The organism is Nocardia sp. NPDC055050, from assembly GCF_053608345.1.
Genome location: NZ_JBSGVG010000008.1, coordinates 1 through 18,994 on the forward strand (window position 1 = coordinate 1; position 18,994 = coordinate 18,994).

Genomic DNA, 18,994 nt, shown 5'->3' on the forward strand with positions numbered 1-18,994 from the left:
CGGTTACCCACCGCGAAGCCGGGGCCGTCTCGAATTGGCTTCGCAGACTTGTTCAGAGTGCGTTGATCCGGGCCAGTGCTTCGAAAGCCAGATCGGCGGCCTGCCACAACGCCGTGATCTCGGTGCGGATGGCGGGCGCGAGAGCGGGGTCTTGCAGGGCGAGGCCGTTGGTGAAGATCACCGTGTTCGCGCCGAGGTCCGCGGCGATGAGCATCTGTTCGGTGGCGACGCCCGCGCCGAACAGCTGGTCCAATCCCTCACCGACGAAATAGAACCGCCACAGCGGGCCGAGGTCGGCGCCGTAGGCCGCTTTGGTGCGGTCGATGATCACGTCGCCGACCGAGGCGATGCCGGCCACGATCTTGAAGTAGTCCGGCGCGTTCTCCGGCCTGCTGCCCACGGCTGCCACCGAGTAGGTCAGGTCGACGGTGAGGTGTGCGTTGTAGCCGGCCATAGCGGTGCGGGCGCGCGACGCCCCGCAGTCGCGGGCGAGTGCGAAATAGTGTGCCCAGTGTGGTTCCGCGATGCCACCGGTGAATTCGGCATGCAGATTGTCGAGAAATCGGCGCAGCAGTTCCGAGCTGATCGCGTGCGCGTACTCGCGGTTCGCGAACGCGGCCGGGTCGCGCTGCATCGGCATCACCGCGGCGTATTCGACGCCGTCGAGCCCGATCGCGAACAGTCCGCGGAGGTCGCGATGCTCGACGAGAATCTCGGTGATCCGATGATGGCGGGCCACCGCGTCCTCGAGCCGGCCCAGGCTGTCGGCGCCGGAGATCGCCGACGTGTCCGACAACCGCGCGATCTCGTCGATGTCGTTTTGGGACAGGGTGGACCCACAGGCCGTGTCCCCGGCCGCGCCTGCGGCCGGGTTTGCGGGCAGAATCAGTGCCGCGACGGCGACACAGGCGGCTATTGCACTCGATACGCGCACGCCGCCGATTCCACCATCTCTCGGCGCGATTCGCGCATCGACGCGCGCGTCGTCGCACCCGATGGGCGTGTCGGCCCACCGTGCCGCGAGGGGCCCCTAGCCTGGACCGATGCCGGAGACGATTGCGATTTCAGGGGCCAGCGGACAAATCGGCGGCCGCGTTGCCCGTCTGCTCGCCCCCTCGGGCGCTCGCCTGCGACTGCTGGGACGCCACGTCGAGCACATCGCGCCGATCGACGGTGCCACCACGGCCACCATCGACTTCGGCGATCCGACCACCGTGGCGGCCGCGCTCGACGGCGTGCAGACCTTCTTCTTCGTCTCGGCCACCGAGAGCGCCGACCGCGCGGCTCAGCAGACGGCGGTGGTGAACGCCGCGAAAGACGTGGGCGTGCAACGGATCGTGTATCTGTCGTTCGTCGGGGCCGCGCCCGATGCCACGTTCACGTTCGGCCGTGACCACTGGTACACCGAACAGGCCATCCGCGCCTCCGGCCTCGCGTTCACTTTCCTGCGCGACAACCAGTACCAGGACATCATCCCGCATTTCGCCGACGGGGACGGGGTGATCGAAGGTCCGGCCGGAGACGGCGAAGTCGCTGCGGTCACCCGCGCCGATGTGGCGGATTGCGCTGTGGCGGTGCTCGGTTCGGACGCGCACGACGGCGCGACCTTCGACCTCACCGGCCCGCGAGCTTTCAGCCTGACCACCGCCACCGCCGACATGACCGAAGTCCTCGGCCGACGGTTCCGCTACGTCGAGCAGACCGTCGACGAGGCTTACGCCTCCCGCGCGAAGTACAACGCGCCGCAATGGGAGGTCGACGGCTGGGTCAGCACCTACACCGCGATCGCCCAGGGCGACCTCGCGCAGGTCACCGACGCGGTCCCGCACCTGACGGGCCACCCGGCCATCGACTTCCGCGATTTCCTCGCGACAGTGCCGAAGAACTCCTGAACTCTGGTGAGTCGCGCCGACCGGCTTACCCCGTGGTCTCCTCAGCAGCGGGCTCTGTCGCCGGCAACAGCGAGTACGCCAGGCAGACGAGCGCGAAGAACACGTAACCGAGTGCCACGCCGGGCGCGGCGGCCCATTCGACCGCGTGTGCGTGAATCAGTCCGATCCAGCTCAATCCAGCGCCGATGACCGCCGCCACTCCCGCCGCACGGAAACGTTTGTCGAGGATGAACGTCACGATTGCGCCGAGCACGAGACCGGCCAGTACCGCACCGGACCCGAACACCTTCAGCCCGTCATAGACCACGCCCGCTTGACCGAGCGCGTCCGAGCCGACCTTCGCCGCCGACGTCCCCGCCGCGGACAGCGCGTTGTCGATCTGCGTGACGGCCCACTCCGCCAGGTTGGGCAGCAGCGCGGCCACGACCGCCACCGCGTGGATCCGCGGCACCGCCTGGAATGCTTGCGCGCCGATCAGCAGGCCGATGTAGAGCAGGATCGGGACGATCGCCGGGATGGGCAGCAGGGTCGCGAGGATGCCGAAAAGCCCCAGCAGGCACATGATGCCGATGGTCAGGCCGCTGGCGAGGGAGTAGCCGGTGCGCCCGCCCGCGTCCTTCCATCCCGGGTGACCGATGTAGACGGCGGGCGGGAAGGGTGAGCCGAAGCCCGCGCCGATCACCGCGCCGAAACCGTCGGCCAGCAGCACGCTGCGCAGGTTGTAGTTGTCGCCCGCGGCGGCGGCGCTTTCCACGTTGCTCATGGCTTCGGTGAAGTTGTAGATGCCCAGCGGGATGGCGGTGGCCAGCAGCGGAGCGAGGTTGCCGAGTCCGTCGAAGAGCAGGCCCAAGCGCAGGTCGGGCAGCCCGAGGGCGATGTCGTGCGCGGCCTGGGCGACATCGGGTGCCGACATGTACCCGCCGATCCAGCCGATCGCCGTGCCGGCCAGCAGCGCGACCAGTCCGACCGGGATATTGCCCGGCAGCTTGATGTCGGTGAAGAAGCCGATCAGGATGATGGCCAGCACCGGCAGTCCGATCCAGGCCACCTCCCACATCTGCGCGGCGGGGCGCATGGCGATGAAGGTGATCGAGATGCCGGCCAGGGTGCCGAGCATCGCGGCACGCGGAGTGACCTTGCGGATGTAGGGGCCGACGAAGGCGCCGATCATCACGATCACGCCGATCATGAACGCCCAGGCCAGACCGGCCGCCCACGCCTGCAAGGGATCTCCGGTGGCCAGGTAGATCGGCAGCATCACCACGAACACGACGATGAACATGTGCGGAACACTCGGCCCGTACGGCAGTGCGGTGACGTCGGCGCGTCCTTCGCGGCGGGCCAGGCGCCGCGCCAGCACCATGTAGTACAGGTTGCCCAGCACGAGCGCGACGCCGAGGGCGGGCAGCACCGTCCCGAGGACATCGGTGCTGGGAATCTTCACCACCGCGATGGTGAGTGTGGTCAGGGTGAGGACGTTGACCAGGATGTTGAACGCCAGCCCGAAGAAGGCGTTCGTGTCTCCCCTGGTCCACCACGGAAGTGCCGGTGGCGCAGGCTGTTCCGGTGTGACTGTTGTTTTCGAGGTGTCGACGGACATGGTGGATCCTGTTCGCTAGGCCGTGACGGGGGCGGTGGTGCCGAGTGCGGCGATGACATCCGCGGAGCCGGCAACCCAGCCGAAGATCGCGCCCTGAGCCGCGATCATCGCCAGTCCGACGCGCTGGAATTCCGGGAAATAGGAGCCGACGCAGTCCTCGACCACGAGGCATTCGTAGCCGCGGTCATTGGCCTCGCGGACGGTCGTGTGGACGCAGACCTCGGTGGTGACCCCGGCGACGAGCAGGGTGGTGATCGAATGCTGTTGCAGCACAGAGGCCAGTTCGGTCGCGTAGAACGCGCCCTTGCCCGGCTTGTCGATGACGGTCTCGCCGTCGAGCGGCGCCAGTTCGTCGATGATGTCGTGGCCGTACTCACCGCGGATCAGGATGCGCCCGAATCGCCCCGGATCACCGATGCGCTGCGAGGGGTTGCCGCGCCGAAGTTTCGACGGTGGGCAATCGGACAGGTCCGGCAGGTGGCCCTCGCGGGTGTGGATCACCGTGATCCCCGCGGCCCTGGCCGAGGCGAGCACACCGGAGAGGGGTTCGATGACGGTGCGCAACAGCGTCACGTCGTTGCCGAGGCTTTCGCCGAAGCCACCGGGGAGCAGGAAGTCTCGCTGCATGTCGATGATGACGAGCGCGGTCGTGGTGGGATCGAAGGTGAACGGGCTCGGGGTGGCGGGGATTTCGGTCATCGTCGCTCCTGGAGGGGTACCGGGCCGAGGTGGTGGGGCAGTGCGGTGGTGCGCGGTTCGTCCAGCAGCCGTGCGGCGGCGGCGAGAACGAGGTCGTCGGCGAGTGCCGGGCCGAACACCATGAGCGAGACCGGCCTGCCGTCGCGGGTGGTGCCGGCCGGAACCGCGATCGCGGTCAGGTCGAGGAGATTGCCGAAATGGGTGTAGTGGCCGAGCACGGTGTTGGTCGCGATGGGGTCGGCCAGCACCTCGGGGACAGTGAAAGTGGTGCCGATGGTCGGCACCACTACCGCGTCGACCTCGTCCCATATCCGGGCGACCTCGGCGCGCAGTTCCTGCAACCGCTGCTGTGCGCGGAACACGTCCACGGCGCTGAATCGGCGTCCGCTGTCGAGGATTTCCCGGATCACGGGCAGGATCGAGTCGGGCCGATCGGTCAGGAACTCCTCGAATTCGACCAGACGTTCCGCGACCCACGGACCTTGGTAGAGCAGCGTGCCCGCGGCGAGGAACGGCGCGAGTGTCGTGTCGACACAGCTGAACCCCATACCCGGCAACCTGTCTCGCGCACCGAGGTGTGCCGCGCGCATGGCGTCGTCGCCGAAGAACTCGAGCTCCTGCGGCGCCGGTAGACCGAGCCGGATCGGGCCACCGGGGAATCGCCCTCCCCTGGCGCGGGTCCACGGATCGTCGTGATCGACCGCCATGATCACCTCGGCGACCAGGTCCAGGTCCTCGACAGTGGTCGCCATGAGGGTGAGGCAGTCCAGCGACTTACACGCGGGCACCAGCCCGACGGTGCTGATCAGGCCGCGCGACGGCTTCCAGCCGACGATGCCGTTGAGTGCGGCGGGCACGCGGCCCGAACCCGCCGTATCGGTGGCCACACAGAACGGCACCTGGCCGAGTGCCACCGCGAGCGCCGATCCAGAACTGGAACCACCGGAGATCAGATCGCCGCCGAAGACGCTGCGCGGCACCGGGTACGGGGTTCGGGTGCCGTTGAGGCCGGTGGCGAACTGGTCGAGATTGGTTTTGCCGACGAACAGCGCGCCCGCGTCGAGCAGGCGCTGCACGGCGGGTGCGGTGCGGGTGGCGAGGTAGGCGTAGTCGGGGCAGGCCAGCGTTGTCGGATAGCCGGCGACGTCGATACTGTCCTTCACCCCGAAGGGAACGCCGTACAGCGGCAGCGTGCGTGCGCCGGGAATGCGTTCGACAGCCGCTGCGGCAGCGAGCAATTCGTCACGGGGTACCGGGGTGATCCAGGTGCCGTCGTCGCCGCGCGCGGCGATCGCGTCGGCCACTCGCGCCGCGGTTCTGGTCGGGGAGCCGTTGCCGCCCTGGTGGTGGGCGAGGATTTCCGTGACCGTAGAGCCTGTCATGTTGTCGATTGTCGACAGAAAGTGTGACGACGGAAGGCTCGGTCTGTATCGGATGTGTTAGCAGATACCGAGTTTCAGGTATGTTTGCTCGCCGTGCCTGCGGAGCGCGGTCTCCGCCCGCAGCGGGTCGTTGGTCTCCAGCGCGGCGAGCAGTTCCTCATGTCGGCGCACACCTTCGCGACGGGCGCCCACCTCGGTTTCCTCACGGAGATTGCGCGCCATCGCGAGCTGTAGCTTCACCAGGATCTGCTCGTACACGAGGTCCAGTTGCCGATTGCCCGCCAGCGCGACGATTTCGGCGTGGAAGCGGCGGTGGGCGTCGTCGCGGGCGACCCAGTCCTTGCGCCGGTCCGCCGCGGTCAGTTCCGCGAGCGCCGCGCGCACCCGCCCCAGCCGCAGGTCCGCGCTCGGCAGGGCGACGGTCACCGCGTGCTGTTCCAGCGCTCGCCGCACCTCGAACAACTCGACGATGTCGCGCGCCGACCACACCACGACCCGATACCCACGCCGCGGCAGATGCTCGACGAGGCCCTGCTCCGCCAGGCGCCGCAGCGCCTCCCGCACCGGCGCCCGACTGATCCCGAGCCGCGCGCACAGGGCTTCCTCGCCTACTCGCTCCCCCGGCGCCAACGCGCCGCTGAGAACCTGCGCGCGCACGTGCTCAGCGGTCATCTCCACCAGACTCGCCGGGAGATCGGTCGAATTCGATGCGGCTGCCGTCATGAGTCGAGTCTACGAACAGCGACCGGGGTGGTGCCGACGCTGCTAGACCAGGCGCAGGCTGTCGATCATCTTCTTGGCCTGTTCGGCGGTGAGTTCGCCGGTGGTGCCGCGGTCGACGAGGATGGTCAGGACGAGGGTTGTATTCGCGGCGTTGCGAAAGCCGAAGGTGTAGACGGAGTAGGCATTCGCGGTGCAGCCCGGGATCTGCGGGGTCCACGGGCCCGAGGTCTCGACGAATTGGCCGCTGATTCCGCTCTGGGTCTTCAACGACGTCGGCGCGCTGATCCTTCCGCCGGTCGGGTCCGAATATCCCCCTGCCGCGGCTATTTTCGCGACACTCCTCGCCGCGGCCGCCACATCGGTCTCGGTGGTCGAGGTCACCGCCGCCATGGCGCGATACACCGAGCCGGGGCAATAGTTGGCGCCCTCGGTCGCCTGACCGCGACCGTCGATCGCGCCCGTCGCATTGGAGAACGACATGGTGTCGCTCTCGGAGTGGAGGGTCCACGCCGACGGCACGTCGTAGGCGACGTGATAGGAGGCGATGAGCACGCCCTTCGAGCCCGGCGCGAGCGGTGCGGTACTGGTGCCCGACAGTGGTCCTGATTTCGTCGTGGTGGTGGACGTGCTCGCCGAGGTGGTGGACTCGTCCGAGGAGCTGGCAGCGAACCCGACGGCGACGGCGACCCCGATCACCAGCACGACGACCACCGCGATCGCCGCGATGATCGCGCCCGAACCGCCATTGCGCCGCGGTGGAGGCGAATACTGCTGTGGCGCATAGCCATACGGCGGCTGCTGGGCGAACTGACCCGGTCCGAACTGGGACCCGTACGGCTGCTGACCGATTCCGGGCTGAGACGCATAAGACTGTCCGCCACCGGACTGCGCCGCATACGGGTTGTGACCCGCCCCGGGTTGCTGCCCATACGCCTGCTGTCCGCTCCCCGGCTGGGCCGCATACGGATCGTGGCCCGCCCCGGGTTGCTGTCCGTAGGCCTGCTGACCGCTCCCCGGATGGGCCGCATACGGATCGTGGCCCGCCCCGGGTTGCTGCCCGTAGGCCTGCTGCCCGGTCCACGGTTGTCCGACCACTGTCGGCGGCGCGAACGGGTGCTGCCCGCTCCCCGGCTGTCCCACTCCGGGCTGCTGCCACTGCTGCCCGGTCCCGTGTTGCTGCCCGTACGGCTGTTCGCCCGTCCCCGGTGGTGCGAATTGCTGTCCGAACACGGTGGGGGGCGCTATCGGATGCTGCCCGCTTCCAGGGTGATTCGCTCCCGGCTGCGGGGTGGCGGTGGGTTGCGGGCCGTCTTGCGGTCGGGGGGTCGACTGCTCGGCCGGGCTGCCGGGCGAGCGCAGGATGGTGGGGTCGGCGGGGGGTTGTGCGGCCGGGTCAGGGGTGGGGCCTGACATTCCGGGCGCCTCCCACCACCGATCACTGTCGTTTGCCACGGCCCGTCCTTCCTCGCCATCTGCCTCCACGACCATCGAGCGGGTCGCGTTCGGTCAGATCCCCTCTCAGAGTAATGGCGAACCATCGTCGCCGAGAACTCGAAATGGTGCGTTCGCGGGCAGCCCGGGTGCCACTGGAAGCCGAACGCGGAGTCAGTCCCCGAGGCCGCTGGAGGTGATTCGATCGGCGGCGTTCACCGTCGCCGCGCCGAGCTCACTCAAGGCAAGGGCGGACAACCGACTGTCAGGGCAGCTCACGACCGCGGCGACGACCGCACCGGCGCGGTCGCGGATCGGGGCGGACAGCGTGACGACGGCGTTCTCGGGGCCGAGTTCGTCGGGCAGGTAATCGATGGTGATCAGTTCGGTGATGACGGAACCGAGCTGGGCGCGCAGTGCGGCCGTGATCGGTGAATCACGCAGGCCCGCCAGCACTTCCAGCATCGGTGTCGAATCGTCGACCAGCCGTTCGACCGAGTAGCCGCGGGTGCGGATCTCGGCGAGCACGCGCGCGAGGCGGTCGCGGTGGTCCGGGTCGGCGGTGGCCAGCCAGGCCTGCTGGACGGGTTCGGGCGCCCAGGCGATGAATTCGCGGCAGACGGGGGGCGCGAGCGGCAGGCGCCTGCCCGGACGGATCCAACCGGCCGAGGGATGCCCGACGACCTCGGTGACCACAATGCTGTCCCCGGCGCGCTCGGCGAGGAACACCGGTACACCCACCTTCTCGGACAGGTCTCGCAGGTGCGGCACCGCGGTACGACGCAGCGGAAACGCCGCTTCGGCACGCCGGGCGACGGTCAGCAGCCGCAGCCCGATGCCGTAGCAGCCGTCGTCGTCGCGCACGGTCCAGCCATCGGCGGTGAGCTGGGTGAGTACGGCATGCGCGGTGGCGCGCGAGAGCCCCGCTTCGCGCACTATCCGAGCCAACGACAAACGGTCGGTGGCATGTCGTGACAGCAGCTCGAGCACCTTCACCACGCGCTGTGTCGGCGGCGACGCGGCGCCAGGAATCTCGGCATCACCCATCGAATCCGGGGTCACCTCTTGACCGGCGCGCTCGGCCCGGCTTATCGTCGGTGTCACAATACCGAACAATAGCGTCGAATATTCGACATCGCAACCCGTCGGGGAAAGTTCCCCGGCGAACCGCGCGAACGAAGTGGGTGAACAGTGCAGGCGGGGTACGAGTTATCGCATCTGGCGGCCTTGGAGGCCGAGTCGGTGCACATCTTCCGGGAGGTCGCGGCCACACTCGCGCGACCGGCCCTGCTTTTTTCCGGCGGCAAGGATTCCGCCGTGCTGCTGCACCTGGCGCGACGCGCGTTCTGGCCCGCGCCGCTGCCGTTTCCGCTGCTGCACGTGGACACCGGCCACAACTTCGACGAGGTGATCGAGTTCCGCGACCGCACCGGCGCGCGCCTCGAGATCGCCCGGGTCCAGGACGACATCGACGCGGGTCGCGCGGTGGAACGCCCCGGCGGCACCCGCAACCCGCTGCAGACCACCACGTTGCTGCGCGCGATCGGTGAGCACCGATTCGACGCGGCATTCGGCGGCGCACGCCGTGACGAGGAGAAGGCGCGCGCCAAGGAGCGAGTGTTCAGCTTCCGCAACAGCTTCGGCGAATGGGACCCGCGAGCACAGCGACCCGAGGTGTGGAACCTCTACAACGGCCGCCATCAGCCCGGCGAGCACATCCGGGTGTTCCCGCTGTCGAACTGGACCGAGCTCGACATCTGGGAGTACATCGACCGCGAGGCCGTCGAGCTGCCGTCGCTGTACTACGCGCACCGGCGTCAGGTCATCGAACGCGACGGCATGCTGTTGTCGGCCGGCCGATTCATCACACCGAAGGCCGGTGAGCGCACGTTCGAGGCGACCGTCCGATTCCGCACGGTCGGCGACGCCACCTGTACCGGTTGCGTCGAGAGCAGCGCCGACACCGCGGCGAAGGTGATCGCCGAGACCGCCGCCACCCGACTCACCGAACGCGGCGCCACCCGTGCCGACGACCGGATCTCCGAGACCGGCATGGAAGACCGCAAGCGAGAGGGCTATTTCTGATGCGTCGCAACCTGTTACGACTGGCGACCGCGGGCAGCGTCGACGACGGCAAATCCACCCTCATCGGTCGGCTGCTCTACGACTCCAAGTCCCTGTTCGACGATCAACTCGCCGCCATCGAACGAGTCAGCACCGAACGCGGCAGCGCGGCGGCCGATCTCGCGCTGGTCACCGATGGCCTGCGCGCCGAACGCGAGCAGGGCATCACCATCGACGTCGCCTATCGCTACGTGACGACACCACGCCGTAAGTTCGTCATCGCCGATACCCCCGGGCACGTGCAGTACACCCGCAACATGGTGACCGGCGCGTCCACCGCGGACCTCGCGCTGATCCTGGTCGACGCCCGCACCGGCGTTTCCGAACAGACCCGCAGACACGCGTTCCTCGCGACGCTGCTCGGCGTGCCGCACCTGGTGGTGTGCGTGAACAAGATGGACCTGGTCGACTGGTCGCAGGAGCGTTTCGAGGAGATCCGCACCGAGTTCGCCGCGTTCGCCGCCAAGTTGACGGTGGGCGATCTGAGCTTCGTGCCGGTGTCGGCGCTGCTCGGCGACAACGTGGTCGACGGCTCGGAGCACATGGACTGGTATCCGGGACCGCCGTTGCTGCGCCACCTCGAGGACGTGCACATCGCCTCGGACCGCAACCTCATCGATGCCCGGCTGCCGATCCAGTACGTCATCCGGGCGCAGGAAGGACTCGACCACCGCAGCTACGCGGGTACCATCGCGGGCGGCATCTTCAAACCCGGCGACGAAGTGGTGGTGCTGCCCGGCGGGCGGTCCTCCCACGTCAAGGAGATCTGGGGCCCGGGCGGCACGAAGGTCGACGAGGCGTTCACCGGCATGGCGGTCTCGCTGACGCTGGACGACGACATCGATGTCGGGCGCGGGGACCTGCTCGCCCGGCCGGGTAACCGTCCACACATCGGCACCGACCTGGACGCGATGGTGTGCTGGTTCTCCGAGAGTGCTCAGTTGCGCGAGGGTGCCCAGTACTTGGTGCGTACCGCGGCGCAGACCTCGTCCGCCGAGGTCACGGCCATCGACTACCGACTCGATGTGAACACCCTGCACCGGGTCGAGGACATCACCACGTTGTCGCTCAACGACATCGCGCGCATCCGGTTGCGCAGCCGTCGTCCGCTGCTGTCGGACCCGTATCGGGAGAATCGGCGCACGGGCAGCTTCATCCTGATCGATCCGGTGACCGATCAAACGGTCGCCGCGGGAATGGTGACCGGCCGCGAATCCGGGGCCGATTCCGCGAACGTCGGCACCGAACGCTCGGCCCCGGCCGTGGTCTGGCATCGGTCGGCAGTCAGTCGCGCCGAGCGCGGCCATGCGGGCGCGACGGTGTGGTTGACCGGCCTGTCCGGGTCGGGGAAGTCCACCCTGGCGGTCGAGCTCGAGCGACTGTTGGTCGCGGCAGGCCGGCCCGCCTACCTGCTCGACGGTGACAATCTGCGGCACGGTCTCAACGCCGGCCTCGGCTTCTCCCCCGCCGACCGGGACGAGAACGTCCGCCGGGTCGCCGAAGTCGCCGCGCTGTTCGCCGATTCGGGTGCAGTAGCGATCGTGTCGGTGATCAGCCCGTTCGCCGCACAGCGCACCGCTGCACGGACCGTCCACTCCGACCGCGAACTGCCGTTCCACGAAGTCTTCGTCGACACCCCGCTCGCGGAATGCGAGCGCCGCGACTCCAAGGGCCTCTACGCGAAGGCCCGTGCGGGCGAACTGCCCGGCTTCACCGGAATCGGCTCCCCCTACGAACGACCCGACCATGCTGACCTGGTCATCACTCCCGAGCTCGGCTCACCTGCCGAGATCGCCGCCCACATCCTCCGAGAGCTAGGAATCACAGACCGTTGACCCACTCCAGTACCGCCACCGAATCCGGTAGCAGCGCGCCACCGGAACCACTCACCGCGCCGTTCCTCGCCGCGGTGGCCCAGGCCGAAACACTCATCGCCGGGGCGGAATTCGTCCGCAGCGATCAGGACCTCGCCGAGGGCTACGACTATCTCGCCGCCAGCGTCGCTGCCTGCCTGCGCCTTTCGGGCGCCCACGGCACTTCGCATCCCTATTTCGTGTCCTCGACCGGCCCGTACGCCAAGATGGGCCTGGACAACCCGGACACCCTCTACTACCACGCGACCATCGAGCCGACCGCCGAGTACCTCGTGAGCGGGGTGCGCGGCAGCACCGTCGATCTGAGTTTCCAGGTACTCAAAGGCGACTACACCGCGACCGACGTCCCCGGTGGCGCCGACGCCTTCGACGACCGGCGCATTCCGATCGCCGCCGACGGCAGCTTCTCGCTGCGCTTCGGACCGCCGAAGGCCGACGCCGGGCCGGACTACTTCCCACTCGGGGAAGGCGCGTCCATGCTGGCCGTGCGCGAGGTCTACAGCGACTGGACCGAGCGCAAGGGCTCGATCCGGATCGAGCGGGTCGACACCATCGGCACCGCACCGGTCGAACCGGATCTGGCCCGTCTGCGCAAACGGTACGGCGCGGCGGCGAAGATGCTGCTCACCCGCGTGCACACCTGGTTCAACTTCCCGAAGTGGTTCTACCTCGATCTGCCGGTGAACACCCTCACCGCGCCCCGGCTGACGCCCGGTGGACTGAGCACCCAGTACTCCTCGGTGGGGCATTTCGATCTCGCCGACGATCAGGCGCTGGTGATCACCGTCCCGAAATCCGATGCGCCGTATCAGGGATTCCAGCTGGGCAGTCTCTGGTACATCTCCCTGGACTACGTCAACCACCAGACCAGCCTCAATCACACTCAGGCCCAGGTGGATTCGGACGGTCTGATCCGGATGGTGGTGAGCAAGCAGGATCCGGGCATCGCGAATTGGATCGAGACCACCGGCCGCACGCGCGGAATCCTGCAGTTCCGGTGGCAGCGCACCGATCGGCCGATGACCGAGGCCGACGGGCCGACGGTCGAGGTCGTACCGATCGACGCAGTCGCACAACACCTTCCGTATTTCGAACACAACCGGATCGATGCCGCCGGCTGGCGCGACCGGATCTCGGCCCGGCAGCGGGCTTTCGCCGAAAGGATGCTGGGATGAGCGGGGCACTGTTGGACGGCAAGGTCGTCGTCGTTTCCGGGGTGGGACCGGGTCTGGGCCGGTCGATCTGTCTGGAGGCGGCCGCGGCGGGGGCGACGGTCGTGCTCGCGGCGCGCACCGAATCCCGACTGCTCGAGGTAGCCGCCGAAATCGAGGCCGCGGGGGGCGCCACGCTGAGCGTGCCCACCGACATCACCGACGATGCGGCGGTCCAGAATCTCGTGGCGCGCACGGTCGACACCTTCGGCCGGGTCGACGCGCTCGTGAACAACGCGTTCTCGGTGCCGTCGATGAAGCCCCTCGACCGCACCGATTTCGACCACATCCGGTCGAGCCTGGATATGACGGTGCTCGGCGGCTTGCGGATGACGCAGGCGTTCGCGCCCGCGCTCGCCGAGGCCAAAGGCGCTGTGGTGATGATCAATTCGATGGTGGTGCGCCACTCGGAGCCGCGCTACGGCAGCTACAAACTCACCAAGGCCGCGCTGCTGGCCATGTCGCAGACCCTGGCCACCGAACTCGGCGACAAGGGCGTGCGGGTCAACAGCGTACTGCCCGGCTACATCTGGACCGATCAGCTGAAGTGGTATTTCGGTCAGGTCGCCGAGAAGTACGGCATCACCGTCGAGCAGGTCTACGAGCAGACCGCGTCGAAATCCGATCTGAAGCGGTTGCCCGAACCCGACGAGATCGCCCGTGCCGTGGTGTTTCTCGCCTCCGACTGGTCGTCGGCGATCACCGGTCAGACCCTCGACGTCAACTGCGGCGAATACCACAACTAGGAGCTTGTAGAAGATGACTGTGCGCACCGATGTCGGCACCGTGGCCGACCTGCACGCCTCAGCCACCAAACTCACCGGTCTCACCGATTTCGGGGCCGACGACTACACCGAGGCGTTGCAGGTTCTGCTCGACTCGTATCGCGACGAGGCCGGGCTCACCGAGCTCGGCTCCAAGATGTCGCGCTTCTTCCTGCGCGGCACGCTGGTCGCCCGCGCGCTGAGCGAAGCGGCGTGGGCGGCGAATCCCGGCTATGTCGACACCCCGGTCACGCGGCCGATTTTCGTCACGGGTCTCCCTCGCACCGGCACCACCGCGCTGCACCGGCTGCTGGCCGCCGATCCGGCCAACCAGGGGCTGGAGATGTGGCTGACCGACTTCCCGCAGCCGCGACCACCGCGCGAGACCTGGGGCGACAATCCCGCCTACCAGCAGATCGACGCGGGCTTGCGACAGCATCAGGTGCAGAACCCCGAGTTCATGGGCCTGCACTACATGAGCGCCTCCGACGTGGAGGAATGCTGGCAGCTACTGCGCCAGTCGGGCATGTCGCATTCCTACGAATGCCTCGCCTACGTGCCGGGCTACTCGCAATGGCTGTCCGGCCAGGACTGGACGCCCGCCTACGCCCGCCACCGCCGCAACCTGCAGCTGATCGGCATGAACGACACCCGCCGCTGGGTCCTCAAGAATCCCAGCCATCTCTTCTGCCTCGATGCCCTCCTGGCGACCTACCCCGACGCCATCGTCATCCAGACCCACCGCGACCCCGCCACCATCATCCCCTCGGTCTGCAGCCTCAACGAACACGCCACCCGAGGCTGGTCAACCACCTTCACCGGCGAAACCATCGGCCGCACCCAGCTCGACCTGTGGTCGCGCGGCCTCCACGAATTCACCGCCGCCCGCACCCGACACCCCGAAGCCACCTTCATCGACATCGACTTCGACGATCTCCGCACCGACCCCCTTGGCGTCGTCGACCGTGTGTACGCCCGTACCGGTGCCGCCCTCACGCCCGAAGCTCGAACCGCCATCACCGCCCTCGACAACGAAAGCCGCACCGGCGCCCGCAAACCCACCCACCACTATTCCCTCGCCGACTACGGCCTCACCGAGAACATGGTCGCCGAAAGTTTCGGTAGCTGATCTCGAACGGTCAGGCTACCGACGCTCGCCGGGCATCCCCGACCGGATGCCGGCGAGCGCTGCGATGTCGTGCTTGTCAGCGAGGCCGGCATCGACCCCGACCGGCCGCCACCTCGTGCGGCTTCATTCGTCGACGTCGACCCCGTACCGCCTGGCCAATTCGGCGAGATCGGTCTCGTACCCCTGGCCGACCGCGCGCAGCCGCCAATCTTCACCGCGCAGATACAGCTCGGCGAGCAGCAGGGTGCATTCCACGGTTGCAGCATCGAGCGTGGAACGTATCGCGGTGCTCGATTCCGTGCCTGCGGCGAACTCCAACTCGATGGCGCCGACGTCGCCGAAGGTGAGACCCGCACCGTCGAGCGAAGCGGCGAGGACGATGCGAGTGCAGTGCTCGGGCAGGTCATCGAGGACCAGGGTGATCGACTGCTCGTTCGGCCCGTCCTCGGAAAGCTTGGCGCCCTGCGATTCTGGCTGATTGTAGAAAACGAAGTCGTCGGAGTCGTCGACTCGCTCATCGCTGCCGAGCAGGAACGCGACGAGATCCACGGTCGGCGCACTGAGCTGGCTCCACGTTGCCCGCAGAGTCCACGTATTGCCGCCCTCGGCGATCGGCACGTCGATCACCTGACCTCGCGACAACACCGTCGGCTCCGCGGGCCGGATTTCGGCACGACCAGGTGCGGTCGATGCCGCAGGGATTGCCGCGGGCGCGATCGCACCCTGCTCGAGCAGGTCTGGTCCGTGGACCGCCAGTGCGAGTTCGTCGGCCTTTCGCGCGCGCCGGTCGGATTCCCCACCTGCGAGAAGGAGCAGATCTGTCACCGTCGCGGAGAGATTGACCGCGGCCGAACCACCGAGCTCGACGATCCGCGAGCGCGCCGCCGCAGCCTCGCCGTGGGTTCCGCCCAGCACCAATATCCGCCGACCGGCCAGCGGACCCGATATCGCCCGTGCGGGTGCCGTCGACCGACGTGGCGCCGCAGCCGCAGGTACCGCCGCTCCTTTCCGGTGCCCCGGTTCTACCGACTCGAGCAGTGCTACGAACCGAGCCTCATCGATCACCGGCGTTCCGAACTCGAACGCCTTGCGCGCCTTGCCCGTTTCCGCATGGGCATTGTTGGTGACCAACACACTGGTTCGGTTGCTCACCGTGCTCGTAACGTCGAGCCCCGCAGCCTCGGCACGGGCGACGAGCTCTTCCCGTTCGATCCGGGTCTCACCGGTCAGCGCTACCTTCATCCCCTGGCGCAGGGGGCCGGCCACCGCCAGCTTCCCTGGATAGGCGAAGTCACACGGCTGCTTCGGGCCGCGACGTTCGACCGGCCACCTGGACTGCGTCGGCCTGGCCGAATCAGGTGCGCAGTCGAGCAAAGGGGGTGCGATACCGAGATGGGCCGCGTCGGCGACCAACGCTCGAAGAACATTCGCGAGAACACGGGTGTCGTCGAGCGCATCGTGCGCCTTCTGTTGCGGCACACCGTAATACGTCGCCAGCGTGCCCAACCTGTAGTCGGGTGTCGGCAGCGCGATGCGGCGGGCGAGTGCCAACGTGCACAGTCGGCGCTGCACCGGCAGAGCTCCCCCGGCCCGGGCGAACTCCTGCAGCAGGAACCCATAGTCGAACAGCGCGTTGTGCGCCACCATCACCCGGCCGTCCAGCATGGCCGTCAGTTGGTCGCGCACCTGACCGAACTCGGGCGAGCCCTGCAGCACCTCGGCAGTGAGCCCGTGAATGTGCACGGGACCCGGATCACAACCCGGATCGATCAGGCTGTGGAACTCTCGCGTCACCCGGCCGGTGCCGTCCAGCGTCACCGCCGCGACGGACAGCACCCGGTGCTGGTGCGGCCGTAGCCCGGAGGTCTCGACATCCACCACGGTGAACGCACCGAACCCGGCTGTTTGCTGCTGCTCATCGACCTGCGTCATCCCCTGCATGAGCATCGCATCGTTCGCCGAGCCCGGAACGTTGCACTCGACGCTCAGTGACGCGCGAGTTGCGGTGCGAGACTTCGGCACCGAGTCGGGGCACCCGATCCGGGCCGACGACTGGGGTGACGGGCCGGGGGCACATAGCGCCGCCGAAGGATCACTCGCCGCCCATCGCGGTTCGGTAGAGGGTGGCGAGGGCGTCGTCGATGGGGTGTGGCTTCGGCTTTCCGTCGGGGCCGATCTCGTTCCACCGCACGAGGTTTGTCGCGACCGACATCTGGCGGGTGCCGTCGGCGCTGGTCAGAGACAGCGCTTGGGCACCGAAGACACTGCCGTCGTGGCCCCAGAATGTCTGTCCACCGGGAGTCCGCACCCGGTGCAGGCCGAGACCGTACTCGATCCGCGTACCGTCGAGTGCGATGACGGGCACCGTACGCTGCATCTGCGCCAACGACTCGCGGCTGACGATGTGCCCACCGAACAGCATGCGGTAGAAGCGATTCAGGTCCGCCATGGTCGAGACGAGTCCGGCGCCGGGCATCGCCCACGACATGTTGTAGACGCTGTAGTCGCGCGGCGGATCGATCATTCCGAACAGCCGCTCGTACATTCGCGGGTGCGCAACCGTCAGGGTCGGCCCGTCCGGAAACGCGGTGTGCTCGAGCCCGGCGCGTCCGATCACCTTCTCGGCGACATAGGTCTCGAACGCAGTTCCGGTCACCTGCTCCAGCAGTTCGCCCAGCAGGAAGTAGTTAGTGTTGGAGTACACGCCGGGGGTCGCTCCGGGCGCCCGGGTGGCGGGCGGCGCGCTGACGCCCATTCCGATCAACTCGACCGGGTCGAACTGGGTGAACTGATGCTTGTCCAAGCTCTCCGATGACAGCTGCGTCCCGCCGAAAAAGGCTGCGAGGGAAGGAAAGGAGTACGGCAGGTGCTCGGCCAGACCGCTGGTGTTGTTGAGCAGCATCCGAACCGTGATCTGCGCGCCACGCTCACCAGGGACCAAGTGCGGCAGGTAGTCACCGATCGGTGTGTCGAGCCCGATCCGCCCCTGCTCGACCTGCTGCATGATCGCGACCGCGATGAACGTCTTGGTGATGCTGCCTACTCGGTGGACCATGTCGGGGCCGATGGCTTCGCCGGAGGTGACGTCGGCGACCCCCGCCGTGCCACTCCACACCCGGTCGCCGTCACGTACCTCCATGTACACACCGGTCATTCCCGCGTCGCGGACCGCATCGAGCGCGGATTGCAGCGCAGCCGGATCGAGTCCGGAACCTGGTTGCGCAGTGTCTGTTTCGCCGGCCGCCGGCCGCATCGCGCATGCGCTGACGGTCAGGACGGCGACGCCTACCAGCATTGCCAGTGGGATCTTCACGATTTCTGTCCTCTCGTGGTCGGCCGCTGTGGTTCGAAGCGGCGCACCGATACCGTGGCAGGTGTGACCGATAGGGCGCTTTCGAAATCGTGTGGTCCGGCACGGTAGCCGGTGGTCTGGATCCGGCCGGGTCATGCCGGGTATCTCGGGCCCCGACCTCGGCGTCGACCGCAGGCGCCGCCCGCCTGATAGGCAAGGCGGCGCCGAGGTTCAATCGCCGGTCTGCGCCGAATCCAGGGCCGCGAGTAAGGCCACGCCGCGGGGTGAGATTCGATAGCCGGTGCCCAGGCTGATGGTCAGGCCGAGGTTCTTCAGCTTGCGTACGTTGAGTTTGAAGCGGTGCGGGTCACGCCCGAGTTCCTCGGCCAGGTCAGGGGCCCGGGTCGCGGGGCGGCGCTGGATGATTCGGAGCGTGTCGTGGGTCCACGGGCCCTCGGCATCGGTGCGGTCCATGCGGGCGAGGCGGGCGACCAAGGCCGCGGCATCGTCGATCCGGTCGTCGGCGGCCAGCGCGTCGCGCGGGTCTTCGTCAGTGAGACAGCGGATCCGGAGCAGATAGATCGGGTCCTGCGAGCCGCCGCGGAGATCGGCGATCACCTCGGCGGGTGCGTCGTATCCGGCGGCGCGCGCGTCCTCGATGCTGATCTGATCGGCGGTGACCGTCGACAGCTGGTCGACGGCGATGCGCCCCGCGCCGGTGCGGTAGACCTTGCCCTCGGTGGCCTGCCGGTGACGCCACCGGCGAAACAGCACCGTCACCGCCCCGCTGCGGATCCCGGCCCAGCGCTGCTTCTCGATCAGCATGCGACGGCCCGCTGCCGCGCAGCCCGGTCGGGGTGGATCGTGGTCGGT

At 68.1% G+C, this 18,994-nt stretch carries 16 protein-coding genes; 6 read left to right on the forward strand and 10 right to left on the reverse strand.

Annotated elements, in window-relative coordinates; translation table 11 throughout:
• Window positions 1-52: 52 nt before the first annotated feature.
• Window positions 53-934 carry a DUF5995 family protein gene (locus tag ACWGCN_RS10325; protein WP_387445081.1) on the reverse strand — a complete coding sequence of 294 codons (882 nt, stop codon included), beginning with the start codon at window positions 932-934 and terminating at the stop codon, window positions 53-55.
• 109 nt (window positions 935-1,043) lie between these two features.
• On the opposite strand from ACWGCN_RS10325, the gene ACWGCN_RS10330 reads away from it, so the two are divergent.
• Window positions 1,044-1,892: an SDR family oxidoreductase gene (locus ACWGCN_RS10330; protein WP_452459743.1), complete on the forward strand. Its 849-nt coding sequence runs from the start codon at window positions 1,044-1,046 to the stop codon at window positions 1,890-1,892.
• 25 nt (window positions 1,893-1,917) lie between these two features.
• Here the strand turns inward: ACWGCN_RS10330 and ACWGCN_RS10335 are convergent, their stop codons facing one another.
• From ACWGCN_RS10335 to ACWGCN_RS10360, 6 genes are all read right to left on the reverse strand, one after another.
• Window positions 1,918-3,492: a regulator gene (locus tag ACWGCN_RS10335; RefSeq protein WP_387445083.1), complete on the reverse strand. Its 1,575-nt coding sequence runs from the start codon at window positions 3,490-3,492 to the stop codon at window positions 1,918-1,920.
• A 15-nt stretch (window positions 3,493-3,507) separates the two neighbouring features.
• Window positions 3,508-4,191, reverse strand: a complete 684-nt coding sequence (locus ACWGCN_RS10340) for a cysteine hydrolase family protein (RefSeq protein ID WP_452459742.1) — start codon at window positions 4,189-4,191, stop codon at window positions 3,508-3,510.
• Window positions 4,188-5,573: an allophanate hydrolase gene (locus tag ACWGCN_RS10345; protein ID WP_452459741.1), complete on the reverse strand. Its 1,386-nt coding sequence runs from the start codon at window positions 5,571-5,573 to the stop codon at window positions 4,188-4,190. The genes ACWGCN_RS10340 and ACWGCN_RS10345 overlap by 4 nt, the downstream gene beginning before the upstream one ends.
• 57 nt (window positions 5,574-5,630) lie before the next feature.
• On the reverse strand, window positions 5,631-6,296 hold the full coding sequence (locus ACWGCN_RS10350; RefSeq protein WP_387445086.1) for a GntR family transcriptional regulator: 666 nt from the start codon (window positions 6,294-6,296) through the stop codon (window positions 5,631-5,633).
• A 42-nt stretch (window positions 6,297-6,338) separates the two neighbouring features.
• Complete coding sequence (locus ACWGCN_RS10355; RefSeq protein WP_452459740.1) at window positions 6,339-7,748, reverse strand: hypothetical protein; 1,410 nt, start codon at window positions 7,746-7,748, stop codon at window positions 6,339-6,341.
• 153 nt (window positions 7,749-7,901) lie between these two features.
• Entirely contained in the window at window positions 7,902-8,831 is a 930-nt protein-coding gene (locus ACWGCN_RS10360; protein ID WP_452459739.1) for an IclR family transcriptional regulator, read from the reverse strand.
• A gap of 87 nt (window positions 8,832-8,918) precedes the next feature.
• On the opposite strand from ACWGCN_RS10360, the gene cysD reads away from it, so the two are divergent.
• Genes cysD through ACWGCN_RS10385 form a run of 5 tightly spaced genes read left to right on the forward strand, consistent with a single transcriptional unit; the run spans window position 8,919 to window position 14,829 of the window.
• Window positions 8,919-9,812, forward strand: a complete 894-nt coding sequence (cysD, locus tag ACWGCN_RS10365) for a sulfate adenylyltransferase subunit CysD (protein WP_452459738.1) — start codon at window positions 8,919-8,921, stop codon at window positions 9,810-9,812.
• Entirely contained in the window at window positions 9,812-11,686 is a 1,875-nt protein-coding gene (gene cysC / locus ACWGCN_RS10370; RefSeq protein ID WP_452459737.1) for an adenylyl-sulfate kinase, read from the forward strand. The genes cysD and cysC overlap by 1 nt, the downstream gene beginning before the upstream one ends.
• Entirely contained in the window at window positions 11,683-12,900 is a 1,218-nt protein-coding gene (locus tag ACWGCN_RS10375; RefSeq protein ID WP_378994972.1) for a hypothetical protein, read from the forward strand. The genes cysC and ACWGCN_RS10375 overlap by 4 nt, the downstream gene beginning before the upstream one ends.
• Window positions 12,897-13,682, forward strand: a complete 786-nt coding sequence (locus tag ACWGCN_RS10380; RefSeq protein WP_387445090.1) for an SDR family oxidoreductase — start codon at window positions 12,897-12,899, stop codon at window positions 13,680-13,682. The genes ACWGCN_RS10375 and ACWGCN_RS10380 overlap by 4 nt, the downstream gene beginning before the upstream one ends.
• 13 nt (window positions 13,683-13,695) lie before the next feature.
• A complete protein-coding gene (locus ACWGCN_RS10385) occupies window positions 13,696-14,829 on the forward strand; it encodes a sulfotransferase family protein (protein ID WP_378994968.1) in 1,134 nt (377 codons plus the stop codon).
• Between the two features lie 123 nt (window positions 14,830-14,952).
• Here ACWGCN_RS10385 and ACWGCN_RS10390 read toward each other — a convergent pair whose 3' ends face one another.
• The 3 genes from ACWGCN_RS10390 to ACWGCN_RS10400 all read right to left on the reverse strand — a co-directional run bounded on the left by ACWGCN_RS10390 (window position 14,953) and on the right by ACWGCN_RS10400 (window position 18,946).
• On the reverse strand, window positions 14,953-16,761 hold the full coding sequence (locus ACWGCN_RS10390) for an exonuclease domain-containing protein (RefSeq protein ID WP_452459736.1): 1,809 nt from the start codon (window positions 16,759-16,761) through the stop codon (window positions 14,953-14,955).
• Between the two features lie 160 nt (window positions 16,762-16,921).
• Window positions 16,922-18,142: a serine hydrolase domain-containing protein gene (locus tag ACWGCN_RS10395; protein ID WP_452459735.1), complete on the reverse strand. Its 1,221-nt coding sequence runs from the start codon at window positions 18,140-18,142 to the stop codon at window positions 16,922-16,924.
• Between the two features lie 210 nt (window positions 18,143-18,352).
• Window positions 18,353-18,946: a hypothetical protein gene (locus ACWGCN_RS10400; protein WP_452459734.1), complete on the reverse strand. Its 594-nt coding sequence runs from the start codon at window positions 18,944-18,946 to the stop codon at window positions 18,353-18,355.
• Window positions 18,947-18,994 lie beyond the last annotated feature (48 nt).

Coding starts and splice junctions, on each gene's coding strand:
- ACWGCN_RS10380 (WP_387445090.1), top strand. CDS start 12,897: ATGAGCGGGGCACTGTTGGACGGCAAGGTCGTCGTCGTTTCCGGGGTG.
- ACWGCN_RS10390 (WP_452459736.1), bottom strand. CDS start 16,761: ATGACGCAGGTCGATGAGCAGCAGCAAACAGCCGGGTTCGGTGCGTTC.
- ACWGCN_RS10345 (WP_452459741.1), bottom strand. CDS start 5,573: ATGACAGGCTCTACGGTCACGGAAATCCTCGCCCACCACCAGGGCGGC.
- ACWGCN_RS10340 (WP_452459742.1), bottom strand. CDS start 4,191: ATGACCGAAATCCCCGCCACCCCGAGCCCGTTCACCTTCGATCCCACC.
- cysC (WP_452459737.1), top strand. CDS start 9,812: ATGCGTCGCAACCTGTTACGACTGGCGACCGCGGGCAGCGTCGACGAC.
- ACWGCN_RS10400 (WP_452459734.1), bottom strand. CDS start 18,946: ATGCTGATCGAGAAGCAGCGCTGGGCCGGGATCCGCAGCGGGGCGGTG.
- ACWGCN_RS10330 (WP_452459743.1), top strand. CDS start 1,044: ATGCCGGAGACGATTGCGATTTCAGGGGCCAGCGGACAAATCGGCGGC.
- ACWGCN_RS10385 (WP_378994968.1), top strand. CDS start 13,696: ATGACTGTGCGCACCGATGTCGGCACCGTGGCCGACCTGCACGCCTCA.
- ACWGCN_RS10350 (WP_387445086.1), bottom strand. CDS start 6,296: ATGACGGCAGCCGCATCGAATTCGACCGATCTCCCGGCGAGTCTGGTG.
- ACWGCN_RS10335 (WP_387445083.1), bottom strand. CDS start 3,492: ATGTCCGTCGACACCTCGAAAACAACAGTCACACCGGAACAGCCTGCG.